General features: G+C 50.1%; 10 protein-coding genes and 5 pseudogenes. 8 read left to right on the top strand and 7 right to left on the bottom strand.

Features of this window, described 5'->3' with window-relative positions; translation table 11 throughout:
• Positions 1–24: 24 nt before the first annotated feature.
• Positions 25–1,328, bottom strand: a pseudogene (locus tag ACQ86O_RS18100) (D-amino acid dehydrogenase).
• 526 nt (positions 1,329–1,854) lie between these two features.
• Here ACQ86O_RS18100 and ACQ86O_RS18095 point away from each other — a divergent pair.
• Positions 1,855–3,390 (top strand): SpoVR family protein, encoded by a 1,536-nt coding sequence (locus tag ACQ86O_RS18095; protein WP_431222257.1) that lies wholly within the window; start codon positions 1,855–1,857, stop codon positions 3,388–3,390.
• A gap of 59 nt (positions 3,391–3,449) precedes the next feature.
• Here ACQ86O_RS18095 and fadR read toward each other — a convergent pair.
• Positions 3,450–4,168 (bottom strand): annotated as a pseudogene (gene fadR / locus ACQ86O_RS18090) (fatty acid metabolism transcriptional regulator FadR).
• 239 nt (positions 4,169–4,407) lie between these two features.
• Here fadR and nhaB point away from each other — a divergent pair.
• The 4 genes and pseudogenes from nhaB (at position 4,408) to ACQ86O_RS18070 (ending at position 8,737) form a co-directional block, all read left to right on the top strand.
• Positions 4,408–5,990 (top strand): annotated as a pseudogene (nhaB, locus tag ACQ86O_RS18085) (sodium/proton antiporter NhaB).
• Positions 5,991–6,112: 122 nt separating this feature from the next.
• Positions 6,113–6,643 (top strand): disulfide bond formation protein DsbB, encoded by a 531-nt coding sequence (gene dsbB / locus ACQ86O_RS18080; protein ID WP_431222256.1) that lies wholly within the window; start codon positions 6,113–6,115, stop codon positions 6,641–6,643.
• A 627-nt stretch (positions 6,644–7,270) separates the two neighbouring features.
• Positions 7,271–8,169, top strand: a pseudogene (locus ACQ86O_RS18075) (Kdo hydroxylase family protein).
• Positions 8,170–8,299: 130 nt separating this feature from the next.
• The gene (locus tag ACQ86O_RS18070; protein ID WP_431222255.1) at positions 8,300–8,737 is read left to right on the top strand and encodes a universal stress protein; all 438 of its coding nucleotides are present in this window, start codon (positions 8,300–8,302) and stop codon (positions 8,735–8,737) included.
• 43 nt (positions 8,738–8,780) lie between these two features.
• On the opposite strand, the gene ACQ86O_RS18065 is transcribed toward ACQ86O_RS18070, so the two are convergent.
• The 4 genes and pseudogenes from ACQ86O_RS18065 to ACQ86O_RS18050 all read right to left on the bottom strand — a co-directional run bounded on the left by ACQ86O_RS18065 (position 8,781) and on the right by ACQ86O_RS18050 (position 11,529).
• Positions 8,781–9,227: a YcgN family cysteine cluster protein gene (locus ACQ86O_RS18065; RefSeq protein WP_431222254.1), complete on the bottom strand. Its 447-nt coding sequence runs from the start codon at positions 9,225–9,227 to the stop codon at positions 8,781–8,783.
• A gap of 173 nt (positions 9,228–9,400) precedes the next feature.
• The gene (locus tag ACQ86O_RS18060; protein ID WP_431222253.1) at positions 9,401–10,057 is read right to left on the bottom strand and encodes a fumarylacetoacetate hydrolase family protein; all 657 of its coding nucleotides are present in this window, start codon (positions 10,055–10,057) and stop codon (positions 9,401–9,403) included.
• Positions 10,058–10,148: 91 nt separating this feature from the next.
• On the bottom strand, positions 10,149–11,198 hold the full coding sequence (locus ACQ86O_RS18055) for a lytic murein transglycosylase (protein WP_431222252.1): 1,050 nt from the start codon (positions 11,196–11,198) through the stop codon (positions 10,149–10,151).
• A gap of 59 nt (positions 11,199–11,257) precedes the next feature.
• A pseudogene (locus tag ACQ86O_RS18050) lies at positions 11,258–11,529 on the bottom strand (YcgL domain-containing protein).
• A gap of 136 nt (positions 11,530–11,665) precedes the next feature.
• On the opposite strand from ACQ86O_RS18050, the gene minC reads away from it, so the two are divergent.
• From minC to minE, 3 genes are read left to right on the top strand one after another with little or no spacing between them, the layout of a single operon-like run.
• Positions 11,666–12,358: a septum site-determining protein MinC gene (gene minC / locus ACQ86O_RS18045; protein ID WP_431222251.1), complete on the top strand. Its 693-nt coding sequence runs from the start codon at positions 11,666–11,668 to the stop codon at positions 12,356–12,358.
• A 25-nt stretch (positions 12,359–12,383) separates the two neighbouring features.
• Positions 12,384–13,196: a septum site-determining protein MinD gene (gene minD / locus ACQ86O_RS18040; RefSeq protein WP_431222250.1), complete on the top strand. Its 813-nt coding sequence runs from the start codon at positions 12,384–12,386 to the stop codon at positions 13,194–13,196.
• Between the two features lie 3 nt (positions 13,197–13,199).
• Positions 13,200–13,469 (top strand): cell division topological specificity factor MinE, encoded by a 270-nt coding sequence (gene minE / locus ACQ86O_RS18035; RefSeq protein ID WP_142013025.1) that lies wholly within the window; start codon positions 13,200–13,202, stop codon positions 13,467–13,469.
• Positions 13,470–13,703: 234 nt separating this feature from the next.
• On the opposite strand, the gene rnd is transcribed toward minE, so the two are convergent.
• Positions 13,704–14,825 (bottom strand): ribonuclease D, encoded by a 1,122-nt coding sequence (gene rnd, locus ACQ86O_RS18030; RefSeq protein ID WP_431225767.1) that lies wholly within the window; start codon positions 14,823–14,825, stop codon positions 13,704–13,706.
• Positions 14,826–14,868: the final 43 nt, after the last annotated feature.

The following is a 14,868-nucleotide window of genomic DNA, read 5'->3' as shown; positions in this document are numbered from 1 at the left end:
AAGATTTTGCGGCATCAACAACCTTCAGCGTGCCGGATGCACATCATTCAGAGGGATAGCCTGCATCTTGCGGAAATCGGCACTGTAACGGGCTACCGCCAGATCGTCCGAGGGAATGGCTGGCGTGGTGCCAGAAATCAGATCCGCAAGCAGTTGGCCAGACCCGCAGGCCATCGTCCAGCCCAGCGTGCCATGGCCGGTATTCAGATAGAGGTTTTTCAATGAGGTACGGCCAACGATCGGCGTGCCATCTGGCGTCATCGGGCGTAATCCCGTCCAGAAAGTGGCGTCTTCAATCCGCCCGCCGCTGGGATAAAGATCGCGCACAACCATTTCCAACGTTTCGCGGCGTTTCTGTTCCAACTGGGTATTAAAGCCAACAATCTCGGCCATTCCACCAACGCGGATACGCTGATCGAAGCGAGTTATGGCGATTTTGTAGGTTTCATCAAGTACGGTAGAGAACGGCGCCGCCGCTTCATCAATAATTGGAATGGTTAACGAATAACCTTTGAGCGGATAAACCGGGATTGAAACCAGGTCACGTAACAAGCTTGTGGAATAGGAGCCGAGAGCGACGACATAGCTGTCTGCTTTAATGACTTCGCCATCGCATTGCACGCCGGTAATTTTGTCGCCCTCCACCAGCAAACGCTCGACGTTGCGGTTGAACTGGAAATTGACACCAGCCTGTTGGGCCAGCTTTGCCAACTGTTGTGTAAACAATTGGCAGTCCCCGGTTTCATCATTCGGCAACTGCAAACCACCGGTCAATTTGTGCACGACCTGTGCCAGCGCAGGTTCAACCGTTGCCAACTGGCTGGCTTCCAATAATTTATATGGCACCCCGGCATCTTCCAGCACGGCGATGTCCTTGGCGGCACTTTCAAACTGCTGAGCAGTACGGAACAGTTGCAGAGTCCCCCCTGCCGGCCTTCATACTGAATACCGGTTTCCTGACGTAGCGCTTTGATACAGTCACGGCTGTACTCCGCCAGCCGCACCATACGGCCTTTATTGGTCATATAATGTGCAGTGTCACAATTTTTCAGCATCTGCCACATCCAGCGCAGTTGGAAGCTGCTGCCATCAATGTGAATTGCCAGCGGCGCGTGGCGCTGGAACATCCATTTAATTGCCTTCAATGGCACACCAGGCGCTGCCCAGGGTGCCGCATAGCCCGGCGAGATCTGCCCAGCATTGGCGGCACTGGTCTCTAGCGCTGGCCCCGGCTGGCGATCGATCACCGTCACCTCATGGCCTGCTTTTGCCAAATACCAGGCACTGGCAACGCCCACCACCCCACTACCTAAAATGACTACATGCATCGCTGACTCCAGCTTAAGATTTCACAAAGCACAATCCACCAATAACAGGAAATTAACTCAGTGGAAAAAACTAGCCAACAAATTGATCGTCAATCGTGACAATATTCACAATTAATTTATCGTTCATGCGCCTGACTTTTGCAACAGTAGCCAATTGATCGCGATATTATGATGCTAAACGAGGAAGTGTTGTAAAAACAGGCTTTTTTGCAGCCATTAGCCTCACCACATTTAACCAAAAAACAGCTCGCCATTAACACCTGAAGATAAGAGTATAAATTCACAAAATAAAAGAAATGCAAAATATTATTCCATAAAATACAAACTTATAATTATTAGTGCCATTAGCAGGTTGGATCCTGTCCCTTCCTGCTAATCGACGCGTATTTGTGCCTTCACATGCGTTTTTCAACAAGCGCGTTGATTGACGCGTGCAGATGATTTCAAACGATTTATTGCGGCTTGGACTATCATTGTTAAAGGGTCTGCCGAATGAGCAAGACCCGTTAATAACGAGGGTGCGCTGATGACTACTTCGACACATAAAAAGGTTAAGGAAGATAAACGTCTGAGCGATGGACCGGACTGGACGTTCGAACTGCTGCAAGTTTATCTGGAGCAGATTGACCGGGTCGCCAAGCACTACCGGCTCGACACCTATCCGCATCAGATCGAGGTCATTACCTCCGAGCAGATGATGGACGCTTATTCCAGTGTCGGGATGCCGATCAACTATACCCACTGGTCATTCGGCAAGAAGTTTATTGAAACCGAACAGCGTTACAAGCATGGCCAGCAAGGTTTGGCCTATGAAATTGTTATCAACTCCAACCCTTGCATTGCCTATCTGATGGAAGAGAACACCATCACCATGCAGGCGCTGGTAATGGCTCATGCCTGCTATGGGCATAACTCATTTTTCAAGAATAACTATCTGTTCCGCAGTTGGACCGACGCCAGTTCAATCGTCGATTACCTGCTGTTTGCCCGCCATTACATCAGCCAATGTGAAGAACGTTATGGTGTGGAAGAAGTGGAAAAACTGCTCGATTCCTGCCATGCGCTGATGAACTACGGCGTGGACCGTTACAAACGTCCGCAAAAAATCTCGCTGCTGGAGGAAAAAGCGCGCCAGAAAAACCGTGAGGAATATCTGCAAAGCCAGGTTAACTCACTGTGGAAAACTCTGCCGCGTGTCGATCGCGAAGAGCAGCCTGAACAAGCGTTGCGCTATCCGCGTGAGCCACAGGAAAACATTCTCTATTTTATGGAGAAGAACGCCCCACTGCTGGAACCCTGGCAGCGTGAGGTATTACGCATCGTGCGCAAGGTAAGCCAATATTTCTATCCGCAGAAACAGACGCAGGTAATGAACGAAGGTTGGGCCACCTTCTGGCACTACAGCATCCTGAACCACCTTTACGACGAAGGTCACGTAACGGATCGCTTCATGCTGGAGTTTTTGCACAGTCATACCAATGTGGTCTATCAGCCCCCTTACAACAGCCCTTATTACAACGGCATTAACCCTTATGCTCTGGGATTTGCCATGTTCCAGGACATCAAGCGGATCTGCCAGTCGCCAACCGAGGAGGATCGCTACTGGTTCCCGGATATCGCTGGTAAAGACTGGCTGGACACCCTGCATTTCGCCATGCGCGACTTCAAGGACGAAAGTTTTATCAGCCAGTTCCTTTCACCGAAGATCATGCGCGACTTCCGCCTGTTCACGGTACTGGATGACGATCGTAACAACTATCTGGAGATTTCGGCAATCCATAACGAAGCTGGGTACCGTGCGATACGCCAGGAGCTGTCAGCTCAATACAACCTGAGTAACCACGAACCCAATATTCAAATTTGGAATGTCGACCTGCGCGGCGATCGTTCATTAACGCTGCGCTATATTCCGCAGGACAGAGCCCCGCTGGACAAGAGCCGCAAAGATGTAATGAAACACCTGCATCGGCTGTGGGGCTTCGATATCATTTTGGAACAGCAGAACGAAGATGGCAGCGTTGAATTACTCGATCGCTGCCCACCAAGGCCCGCAGCTCTCTAACCCATACAATGACAAAGGGGCGCATAAGCGCCCCTTTAAAATGGCCGATTAAAAATGGATTAACGGCGCGCTTCTGTCAGATCGCTTGGCATGGTGCCCTGCATGCTGTGCCAGATGGCCCCGCTCTCTTTACCATAGTTACGTACACAGTCCATAACCTGATCGTACATTTTGTCCTGGCACAAGCTAGACAACTTGTTGTAGAAGTTAAGTGCCAGTTTGCGCGCTTCCGGGTTGGAGAAATAATAACGCCCAACGCGCGTATACAACCCTTTCAATCCGTTGAGGATCAGGCCATAAATCGGGTTGCCCGAGGCAAATGCCAGCCCACGGAAAATTTCATAATCAAGGAGATTAAACGCATCAGCCTGGTCGTCAACCTGCGCCGCTTTTGCCAACACTTCCTGCGCCTGCTCCGGGTGATTGCGAACCGCCGCACGGATAAAGATAGAAGCAATGTTGGTGCGCACAGACAACAGATTATCAATCAGTTGCGGCACGCTATTATGGTCGAGGCGCGCCAGTGTCTCCAGAATGTTAAGACCAGAGGTTTCCCAAAAGTTGTTAACCTTGGTAGGTTTACCATGTTGGATAGTCAACCAGCCATCACGGGCCAATCGCTGTAAAACTTCACGTAATGTTGTGCGCGTGACACCAATCAATTCTGAAAGCTCACGTTCCGCGGGCAAAATAGTGCCAGGGGGAAGCGATTATTCCAAATACTTTCAATAATGTATTCTTCCGCGAAACCGGCAGGACTCTGCGCCTTTATGACCATGTGTTTGATGTTCCGTAGCGACGATAAACAGTAATTGTAATCAGCAGATCATACCAGATCGCCGTAGCATCACATAGTGTGAGCAAAGAACATTAAACGAAAGTGTGCATAACCTGGCAAAAAATATACAAAAACCACTTCGTCGAAATTTCCAGCTATAGAAGCGCTCCGCATTGCATCTTGCCTACTGCCGTTGTTAGGGTATAGCGCGTTAACTCATTCAAGGTTTTTTGAACGGTATAGATATGACAATACGAACGGCATTGATAAAGAATTTTCTCGGGTCAGCTCCCGACTGGTACAAATTGGCCATCATTAGTTTTTTGGTGATCAATCCATTGGTCTTTTTTCTGGTCAGTCCGTTTATTGCGGGCTGGCTGTTGGTCGTTGAGTTTATCTTTACGCTGGCGATGGCATTGAAGTGTTATCCCTTGCAACCCGGGGGCTGCTGGCCATTGAAGCCGTGATCATTGGCATGACCACCCCTTCACATGTCAGCGCAGAGATTGCCAATAACCTCGAGGTCTTGCTGTTATTGGTGTTTATGGTCGCGGGCATCTATTTCATGAAACAGTTGCTGCTGTTTGTATTTACCAAGCTGCTGCTGAATATCCGTTCAAAAATGCTACTGTCGCTGGCATTCTGCTTTGCAGCCGCCCTGCTTTCTGCCTTCCTGGATGCCCTGACGGTGGTCGCCGTTGTTATTAGCGTCGGTACCGGCTTTTATTCGATTTACCACAAGGTGGCATCCAGTCAGACCAGCAACAATCTTGATATCAGCGATGACAGCGGCATTGAAAACACTGGCCATAAACAAACGCTGGAGCAGTTTCGTGCTTTCCTGCGCAGCTTGTTGATGCATGCCGGCGTCGGTACCGCTTTAGGCGGCGTGATGACTATGGTGGGTGAGCCGCAGAACCTGATCATCGCCAAAAGCGCGGGTTGGGGTTTTATTGATTTCTTCCTGCGGATGTCACCTGTAACACTGCCGGTATTTGTATGTGGGCTGTTGGTTTGCCTGCTGGTGGAACGTTTTGCGGTATTTGGCTATGGCACCAAGCTGCCTGAGCGAGTGCGAGAAGTTCTGCAAGACGTTGATCGCAAAGCCACGGCCAAACGCAGCAGCCAGGAAAAAATGAAACTTGTGGTGCAGGCGATGATCGGTATCTGGCTGGTGATTGCGCTAGCCTTCCATTTGGCTGAAGTGGGTCTTATCGGCCTTTCGGTGATCATTCTGGCAACCTCTTTATGCGGCGTGACTGATGAACATGCCATCGGCAAGGCCTTCCAGGAAGCTCTGCCCTTTACTGCTCTGTTGACGGTATTTTTCACCGTCGTCGCGGTTATTATCGAGCAACAGTTGTTTAGCCCGGTGATCCACTATGTATTGCAGGCACCACCTTCCACACAGCTCTCGCTGTTCTATCTGTTTAACGGCCTGCTCTCTTCCGTTTCAGATAACGTTTTTGTCGGAACGGTGTATATTAACGAAGCGCGGGCGGCGCTGGAAAATGGTTCGATTTCGCTCAAACAGTTTGAAATGCTGGCGGTGGCCATTAATACCGGTACCAATCTGCCTTCGGTAGCGACACCGAACGGCCAGGCCGCTTTTCTGTTTCTGCTGACTTCGGCCCTTGCGCCATTGGTGCGCATGTCTTACGGGCGTATGGTCTGGATGGCGCTGCCGTATACGGTGGTTCTGACGTTGGTCGGCCTGTTATGTGTGCAATATTCTTTGGCTCCGCTAACCGATTTGTTGACCCAGTGGCACTGGCTGACGCTGCCACCACTTGACGCCGGGGTGCCAACCGCTGCACATTAGCCGCATCATTAACTCCTGCGGCCAGCGATATTTTTCACTGAATCACGTTCAGAAAGCTGGCAGCAGGGATGAATTGGTTTACACTGCCGGTTCAATTGCTTACTGCATGGAAGAATATATATATGTTGCAATTCTTTAACCGCTGCTCGCAGGAGCGTGGTGCTTGGCTGTTGATGGCTCTGACTGTGATAGTTCTAGAGTTGATAGCCCTCTATTTTCAGCACGTAATGCTGCTGCAGCCTTGTGTGATGTGTATCTACGAACGCGTTGCTCTGTTCGGGATCCTGGGAGCATCGCTGATTGGGGCAATAGCGCCGAAATCTCCGTTGCGTTACGTCGCTATCCTGCTGTGGATATACAGCGCCTGGGAGGGCGTGCAACTGGCCTGGAAGCACACCATGATCCAGTTGCACCCATCACCATTCAATACCTGTGATTTCTTTGTCAGTTTCCCTTCCTGGTTGCCTCTGGACAAATGGCTCCCGGCCGTGTTCCACGCTTCGGGTGATTGTGCTGTGCGCCAATGGCAGTTCCTGTCGATGGAAATGCCGCAGTGGCTGGTAGGGATCTTTGCAGCCTATCTGTTGATCGGGATTTTAGTGCTGATCAGCCAATTTGTTCGCCAGCGTAAGCGTGACCTGTTTGGTCGATAATCCCTGACATCGTAAAACGGCGCCAATCTGGCGCCGTTTTTTATTGAATTGCGTATAATCTCAGAAAGGCACTCTGACATCAGGTGTGGGTAAAATAGTAAACGAGTACAATCAGTACTCCGGCCACGGCAAACAGGCGTGCCATCTTCTTCATTATCAAACTCTCATCACTAGGCGCAAGAGCCGACAAACTACCTAACATTCTGTTTAAAAAGAAGGACACCCAAGGGTTTTGGGGAGTAATTTACATAACATTAAGTTTAATTGGGCTTCCCTTCTGAATTGTCATATCATTTTTCCTACAACGGGCTCCCTCACAGTGAGCTTTATTTACTACACTCTACTATTGATTGCGGATCTTTTATTCAGAAAATGAATATTTAACGGCGGATAATTCATAGATTGAGGGTAAATAGATTTCTCTGCAGTACTCATTTTGATTTATGCCGGTTATTTGTCGCATTGTTTAGCTTTTGTTTAACTTTTCATCTGTGTGAACAAGATATCAGGCCTATGATCTACATGATGAAAATCAGCATACCCGTCGGTACAGATCTGTAACGCAGATGACTCGACCTCGGGTTGGCATAACCCAGTAAAAAAACAGGTTTTTGGTAAGGGAACAAGATGTCTGAAAATAGAATAAGCCTGGAAACCACCGTTATGACGCTTCCCTATCAGGAATGGCGCATCGACCCCCTTCTACCTCTGGTGCCGTGGCGGCTCTGGAAGAAGGCAAAGTACTGTTTTTCCCTCATCTGGCTTTTAACCTGACCGATGCGGAAAAAACTCTGCTCACCCCCGAATTGGTGGATGCCAAACGTAAAAACATCAGTTATCAACCCGAGCAGCAAAAATTGACCGGCGTAGCACGGGAAGGCGAACGTGAATCGGTGAAAAAACTCTTGGCACGACACCACCGGGCCTGCCAGGAATTGGTCAACACTTTCCTACCCGAATATCGCCATGCCCTGCATATGCCAACCAATAGCCTGCGTTTACATCCGATTTCGGCCTGGAAGGCGGGTACCTCATGGCGCAAAGATGACAGCCGCCTGCATGTGGATGCTTTTCCCTCCCGTCCAAATTATGGCGAACGTATTTTACGTATCTTCACTAATATCAACCCGAATGGGGAAAGTCGCCTGTGGCGGATCGGTGAACCCTTCCCTGAGTTGGCGCAACGCTTCCTCCCGCGTTTAGGGCGCTATTCGCCTTTCGCCAGTTGGGTGCAGGATAAACTTGGCATAACCAAAACCCGTCGCAGCCACTACGATCATCTGATGTTACACATGCACGACGTTATGAAAGCCGATGCGGATTACCAAAAAAATGGCCCGCAGCAAGCGATTGAATTCCCACCAGGCAGCAGTTGGATCTGCTTTTCCGATCAAACTCCGCATGCCGCAATGGCCGGGCAGTTTTTGCTGGAGCAAACCTTCCTGCTCCCGGTGCAGGCAATGAAAAACCCGCAGAATGCACCACTGAGAGTGCTGGAAACGCTGCTTCACAAGCCGCTGATCTAAATTGTCATGGTGTCAGGAAATGCCTGGCACCATCGGCGAAACATTGACCTGCATCACTTATGACCTACGTGATATTTATTATATTTACTTGTGGGATAACCAGTAAGTCACGTAAGAAACAGGAGGTTTTATGTACAAGACAATCCTAGTGCCTATAGACTTAGCCGAAATCGAGTTAACCCAAAAGGTAGTTCCCCATATTAACTCGCTGTCTAAAATGGACGATCCGCATATACATTTTCTCGCCGTGCTCTATCCGATGCTGGCTTACTACGAATTTGGATTATCACAGCCGGACCGTTTACTGCCCAGTGATGATGAACGGGTTCAGATTGCTTTGGCAGAGTTGAAAAAGGTCACGAAGCTTTTTGACATCCCGGAAGACAGGATCCACTGCTCGGTAGAAATCGGGGCACCAAGAGATCGGATTTTGAATCTTGCAGAAGAAATCAGCGCTGACCTGCTCGTTGTCGGTTCTCGTCGGCCAAACATTACCACCTACCTACTCGGCACAACAGCGTCATCCGTTGTCAGGTATGCCAGAACCTCGGTTCTGGTGGTTCGATAAGCCGTCAGCCCGCTCGCAATGAGCGGGCTGTTAAATCAGCAACTCAACGTGCCCAGCTTGGTTTGTTGAGAATATGGTCTTGCCAATCCACGACTTCGCTTTCACGCACTGCGATATGACGAACGGTAATACGTTCGCCATGCATTGCAGCCTTTGAACCGCTGATCAAAGGGTGCCAGGCGAATAGCGGCTTACCTTCCCCAATCAGGCGGTAAGCGCAGGTAGGTGGCAACCAGTCGAAGGTGGTGAGATTTTCGCGCGTCAGCTTGATGCAATCTTCCTCCAGTTCAAAACGGCGCTCGTAGTTACGGCACTGGCAGGATTTGATATTGAGCTGATCGCAGGCCACGTTGGTGAAATAGATCTCATCGGTATCTTCATCGATCAGCTTGTTCAGACAACATTGCCCACATCCGTCGCACAGCGATTCCCACTCTGCCTCAGACATTTCGTCCAGCTTTTTCTGTTGCCAAAAAGGGAGTTGTGACATATCGACTTCCGAAAATAGGTAAATGAACAAACTACCTGCAAGCAGGTTTCAAGGGGGGCACTATATAGACACTCAACACAAAAGGAAATAACGACCCACCAGCGGCTCAAGGTCAACTGGTGGGCTGAGCGATAATCAGCCTGGTTGCCAGGCGATAACGCCGTAGGGCGCTGTTAAATCACGCGGGTGCTGACCAACTTGCCATTAAGCGAGATTTTCAGCATATCCCCAGACGCCATGGGCCCAACGCCCTGCGGTGTACCGGTCAGGATGATGTCACCGGCACGCAGCGTAAAGAAGCGGCTCATATAGGCGATCAGCGGTAAGATTGGGGTAATCATATCCCGCGTATTGCCCTGCTGGCGTAATTCGTCATTAACCGTCAGGGAGAGCTCAGTATTTTGTGGGTCGCCAAATTCCGCAACGGGAATGAAACCGGAGATAGGGCAAGAACCATCAAACCCTTTGGCCTTTTCCCAAGGTTGCCCGGCCTTTTTGAACCCGGCCTGCAGGTCGCGCAAGGTTAAATCCAGTGCCACACCATAACCGGCGATAGCCCTGGCGACACGATCTTCATTGGCCTGTTTCAACGGCGTTCCGATCAGAACCGCGAGTTCAACCTCATGATGCACCGACCCCAACCCTTTAGGGATCGCTACCGGTTGACGGATATCGCACAGCGCCGTTTCTGGCTTGATAAATAACACCGGTTCAGGCGAAGTTGCACTCCCCATTTCCTTGATATGGTCGGCGTAGTTGCTGCCGACACAAACCACTTTGCTTACCGGGAAATCGAGCAACGCACCTTGCCAGTCTCTATGTTGATACATACCGCCTCTCCCAACCACAGTTAAGGGCTCGGTATGATTTGCCAAGCCCATGATACGAACGGGTACCTTTGCAGGCACCTTGAGGTTGCGCCTATTGCGCGATACCGTCAGCCATCATCCCCACGCTGATCGCGAAATAATACGATCGATTCCAATGCATGAGTGTACGGAAGTTATCATAAACCAGGAAGGCGCGCCCCTGCATATCATCCGGCGCGATCATCCAACTGCGTAACACAGAAGCTGGCAACGGTGAGCCATCTGGCAGCACTACGCCCTGCCCGGCCCATTCATTGACGCTTTGCGCCTGAGCATCTTCCAGCCCAAGCCTTTCGGCCCTGAAACCGGCAGGCAGTTTTACTTCTCGCCCCCAGCTTACGCCAGGCTTCCAACCTTCTGTGGCCAGATAGTTAGCGGTAGACGCAAACACATCATCAAGGTTGTTCCAGATATCAATCTTGCCATCACCATCCCCATCGGCTGCATAGGTCAAAAATGAGGTTGGCATAAACTGGCATTGCCCCATCGCACCAGCCCATGAGCCTTTCAGGTTGGCCGTATCGATATGCCCTTGTTCGATAATCTCCAAGGCAGCCATCAGTTGCCGGGTAAAAAACGCTTCCCGCCGCCCTTCAAAAGCCAAGGTTGCCAATGCCGAAACGATATCTTCTTTGCCCTGAATCTTCCCGAAGCTGCTCTCCATGCCCCATAAAGCAACAATATATTGTTCAGGAACACCAGAACGCGCCGTCGCCCGCGCCAATTGAGGTTGATATTGCTGGCGCATCTCGCGGCCACGCTGGATTTTCCACGCTGGCAGCACGCGGTTAAGATAATCATCCAGCGTGATTTTCTTTTCCAACTGATTGCGATCGGCCGTGATGACTCGATCAACGAAATGAACATTGGCAAACGCGCTGTCAACAATGGCCTGTGAGATCCCCTGAGCTACGGCCTGGCTTTTCAGTTTTTCAACATATGACGGAAACTCTGCCGGATCGCGCCCGGTTTGTGCCAACGTAACACTTTGTTTTGCCGATGTTGCGCTGGCTGATGCTGGGGCCGGGGCCGCAACATTCTGTTTGGCGCATCCTCCCAGGATCAGCGCCGTTAGCACCATCGACATGGTCGACAATTTCATGGTGATCTTCCCTACCTGTGTGGCTGGCATTTAACATGCAGCTTAAAATCAGCGCTGACTTATTTGTTGTCGTCAGACAGATGCAGGTTTAATAAGTTTTCCACCGGCGGCGGGAACTGCAGATAAAACCCTTCCTGTATCAAAGCCTCTTTCACTTTTTCGATATCAGCCGAAGCCAATTTCTTTCTTCCGTCCAGTGAAAGCATCATGGCAAACTGCGGGGTACCGAAGCTTTTCATCAAATCTTCAGGCACTCGTGAGAAATCGTCTTTTTTTCGACATAAAGATAAGTTTGATCACGTTTTGGGCTTCTATAGATCACACAAAGCATTTTTAAAACTCTATTTAATTGAGGCAGCGACTTGCCTGGATATAACTCTGACTATAACATGCTTATAGTACTTCGGAATATCGCACCCCGAGTGGTATTCCGGGGATTTAAAGTTGCAGATACTGAGTCAGGATAGATGTCACAATCGCCAATTGAGCTAAAAGGCAGCAGTTTTACCCTATCGGTTGTTCATTTGCATAATTCAGAACCCGAGGTAATACGTCAGGCACTGCAAGAAAAGGTGGAGCAAGCGCCAGCCTTTCTCAAAAACGCCCCTGTTGTCATCAATGTTGCTACGCTAAACGGCGATGCAGACTGGAAAGAACTTCAACAGGCGGTCACAGCAGCAGGCCTGCGAGTGGTCGGCATCAGCGGTTGCAAAGATGAGCGGCAAAAACGCGCTATTGTCCGTGCAGGTTTGCCATTGCTCAATGAGGGCAAAGGCCAGAAAACGCCTCCCCAGGCCCCTGCCGCCATATCACTACCAGACAATGCCCCAGCCAAAACGCGCATCATCAGTGCACCCGTTCGTTCTGGCCAACAGATTTATGCCCGTAACAGCGATCTGATCGTCACCAGCAGCGTCAGTGCTGGTGCCGAGTTAATTGCCGATGGCAATATACATATTTACGGCTCCATGCGTGGCCGTGCCCTGGCAGGTGCCTCTGGCGATACCCAGTGTCAGATTTTTTGCACGCACCTGGGTGCTGAGCTAGTCTCTATCGCAGGGCAGTACTGGTTGAGCGATCAGATCCCGTCCGATTTTTTCGGGCAGGCAGCGCGGCTCAGCCTGTTGGATAACGCTTTAACCATACAACCTTTAAATTAAGCCCTTTTGACAAGGAATCCATTTCATGGCACGCATTATTGTTGTTACATCGGGTAAAGGGGGCGTTGGCAAGACCACTTCAAGTGCGGCCATTGCTACCGGCTTAGCCCAAAAAGGCAAGAAAACCGTGGTAATCGACTTCGATATCGGCCTGCGTAATCTTGACCTTATCATGGGCTGTGAACGCCGGGTAGTTTATGATTTCGTTAACGTTATTCAGGGTGATGCAACGCTGAACCAGGCGTTGATCAAAGACAAGCGTACCGAAAATCTGTTTATCCTACCCGCTTCACAAACCCGTGATAAAGACGCGTTGACCCGCGAAGGCGTTGAGAAGGTTCTCAACGATCTGGACGAGATGGCCTTTGAATTTGTGGTCTGCGACTCTCCGGCGGGGATCGAAACTGGTGCGTTGATGGCGCTCTATTTCGCCGATGAAGCGATCATTACCACTAACCCGGAAGTCTCTTCAGTACGCGACTCCGACCGTATTCTTGGCATTCTGGCTTCCAAGTCACGCCGCGCCGAGAGAGGCGATTCACCGATCAAGGAACATCTGCTGCTGACCCGTTACAACCCGGGCCGAGTAAGCCGTGGCGATATGCTGAGCATGGAAGACGTACTGGAAATCCTGCGTATTCCACTGGTTGGCGTGATCCCTGAGGATCAATCCGTATTGCGCGCCTCTAACCAGGGCGAACCTGTTATTCTTGATAATGAGTCTGATGCTGGTAAAGCCTACGACGATACCGTTCACCGCTTGTTAGGAGAAGAACGCCCATTCCGCTTCATCGAAGAAGAGAAAAAGGGCTTCCTGAAACGCCTTTTTGGGGGATAAACCATGGCTTTGTTAGACTTCTTTCTGTCCCGCAAAAAATCAACAGCCAGTGTAGCCAAGGAACGGCTGCAAATTATTGTAGCAGAACGTCGTCGTGGGGACAGCGAACCCCACTATCTGCCTGATTTAAAACGCGACATTTTGGCAGTAATTTGCAAATACATTCAAATCGACCCCGAAATGCTCCACGTGCAGTTCGAGCAGAAAGGGGATGATATTTCGGTGCTTGAACTTAACGTGACACTACCGGAATCGGAAGAAACTGCTAAATGATTGCGAAGCATTAAGTGCCCCCTGTATGTTTTATGCAGGGGGCAACTGTATATATAGCCAGTTAATTAACGAAGCGCAGAAATAAATCCCGTCCCCACTTTGAGATGATTCTCAATCATTCTGGCAGAAGTATTGTTTATTGTGAAAACTGGCAACTACATTTTCTGCACGGTTATTTTTATCGGAAATATACGGAACAGTTGGATTAAAACTGTCCCGCTTTTGAAACAACGATTAATAATCCTTCAGAATAGTCTGTAGAGGCTGTGACAATAACTCCCCGCGCCAGCCACTAATTAACTCCGGCAACACTTCAGGCTCTTTCAATTTCCAGTGCCAGTTCAGCAATTGATTTATCTGCCGGCGTGAGGCCAACAGCTCCGCGCTTAAACCGCTCTGCTCACTGACGGCGACTATCGCCGCTTTGATTTCCTTGAAAACCTTCTTGTAACCAGGTTGATCGATCAGGTTAATCAGCGGCTCAGGCAAGGCAGATTCATCAAGTGCATTGGCTTGTGCCACCAGCGCAACCAACGTTTTGCCATGATAACGGATCTCCGGCCCGCTCAGCCCCAACGAGTCAAGCTCACCCAATGAACTTGGCATATAACGAGCCACCGCCCATAAGTTTTCCTCACGAACCACAAAATTCACCGCCAGATCGCGTTCACGAGCCTGCCGTAACCGCCACTCGGCCAGTTTCTGCAGGCAACCCAGTTGGCGCGGGCGCAGTTGCCAGGCATTGGTGATTTCACGGTAGGCCAACTCCGGTGCCAGCGTTTCGCTGCGGCGTTTGCAAAGTTGCAGGCATTCATTATCGGCCGCCGTAGTCCAGCCTGCCTCCTCGGTTTCCTGTACCAGTTGTTTCGCCATGGGTAGCAGATAAAACACATCGGCGGCAGCATAAATGCACTGGCGCTCTGTCAGTGGCCGTGCCAGCCAGTCGGTACGGGATTCACTTTTATCCAGTTCGACCTTCATATACTCAGCGACCAGTTTGGCAAAGCCGCAAGACAGCGTATGGCCGCTGAATGCCGCCAGGATCTGTGTATCTACCATCGGCGTCGGCAGCGTATTGAAGGCATTAAGGAAGACTTCAAGATCCTCGCTACCAGCATGCAGGAACTTCACCACGGCGCTATCGGCCAACAAATCGATAAAGGGTTGCCACTGTCTGATCGGAAGAGGATCAATCAAAGAGAGTTGTTCACCATCGTATAACTGGATCAGTCCTAACTGCGGATAGTAAGTCCTGGTGCGGACAAATTCGGTATCCAAGGCAACCTGAGCAAAATTTCTTGCCTGCTCGCAGACCTGCTGCAATCCGGCGTCGGTAGTGATCAACTGATAATTCAAAACGTCATTCTCTTGGTCGTTTGTATGGTTCAAACACAACAAC

This window comes from Serratia sp. L9, assembly GCF_050632285.1.
Taxonomy (GTDB): Bacteria; Pseudomonadota; Gammaproteobacteria; order Enterobacterales; family Enterobacteriaceae; genus Chania.
This window is presented reverse-complemented; position numbering and strand designations above follow the sequence as displayed.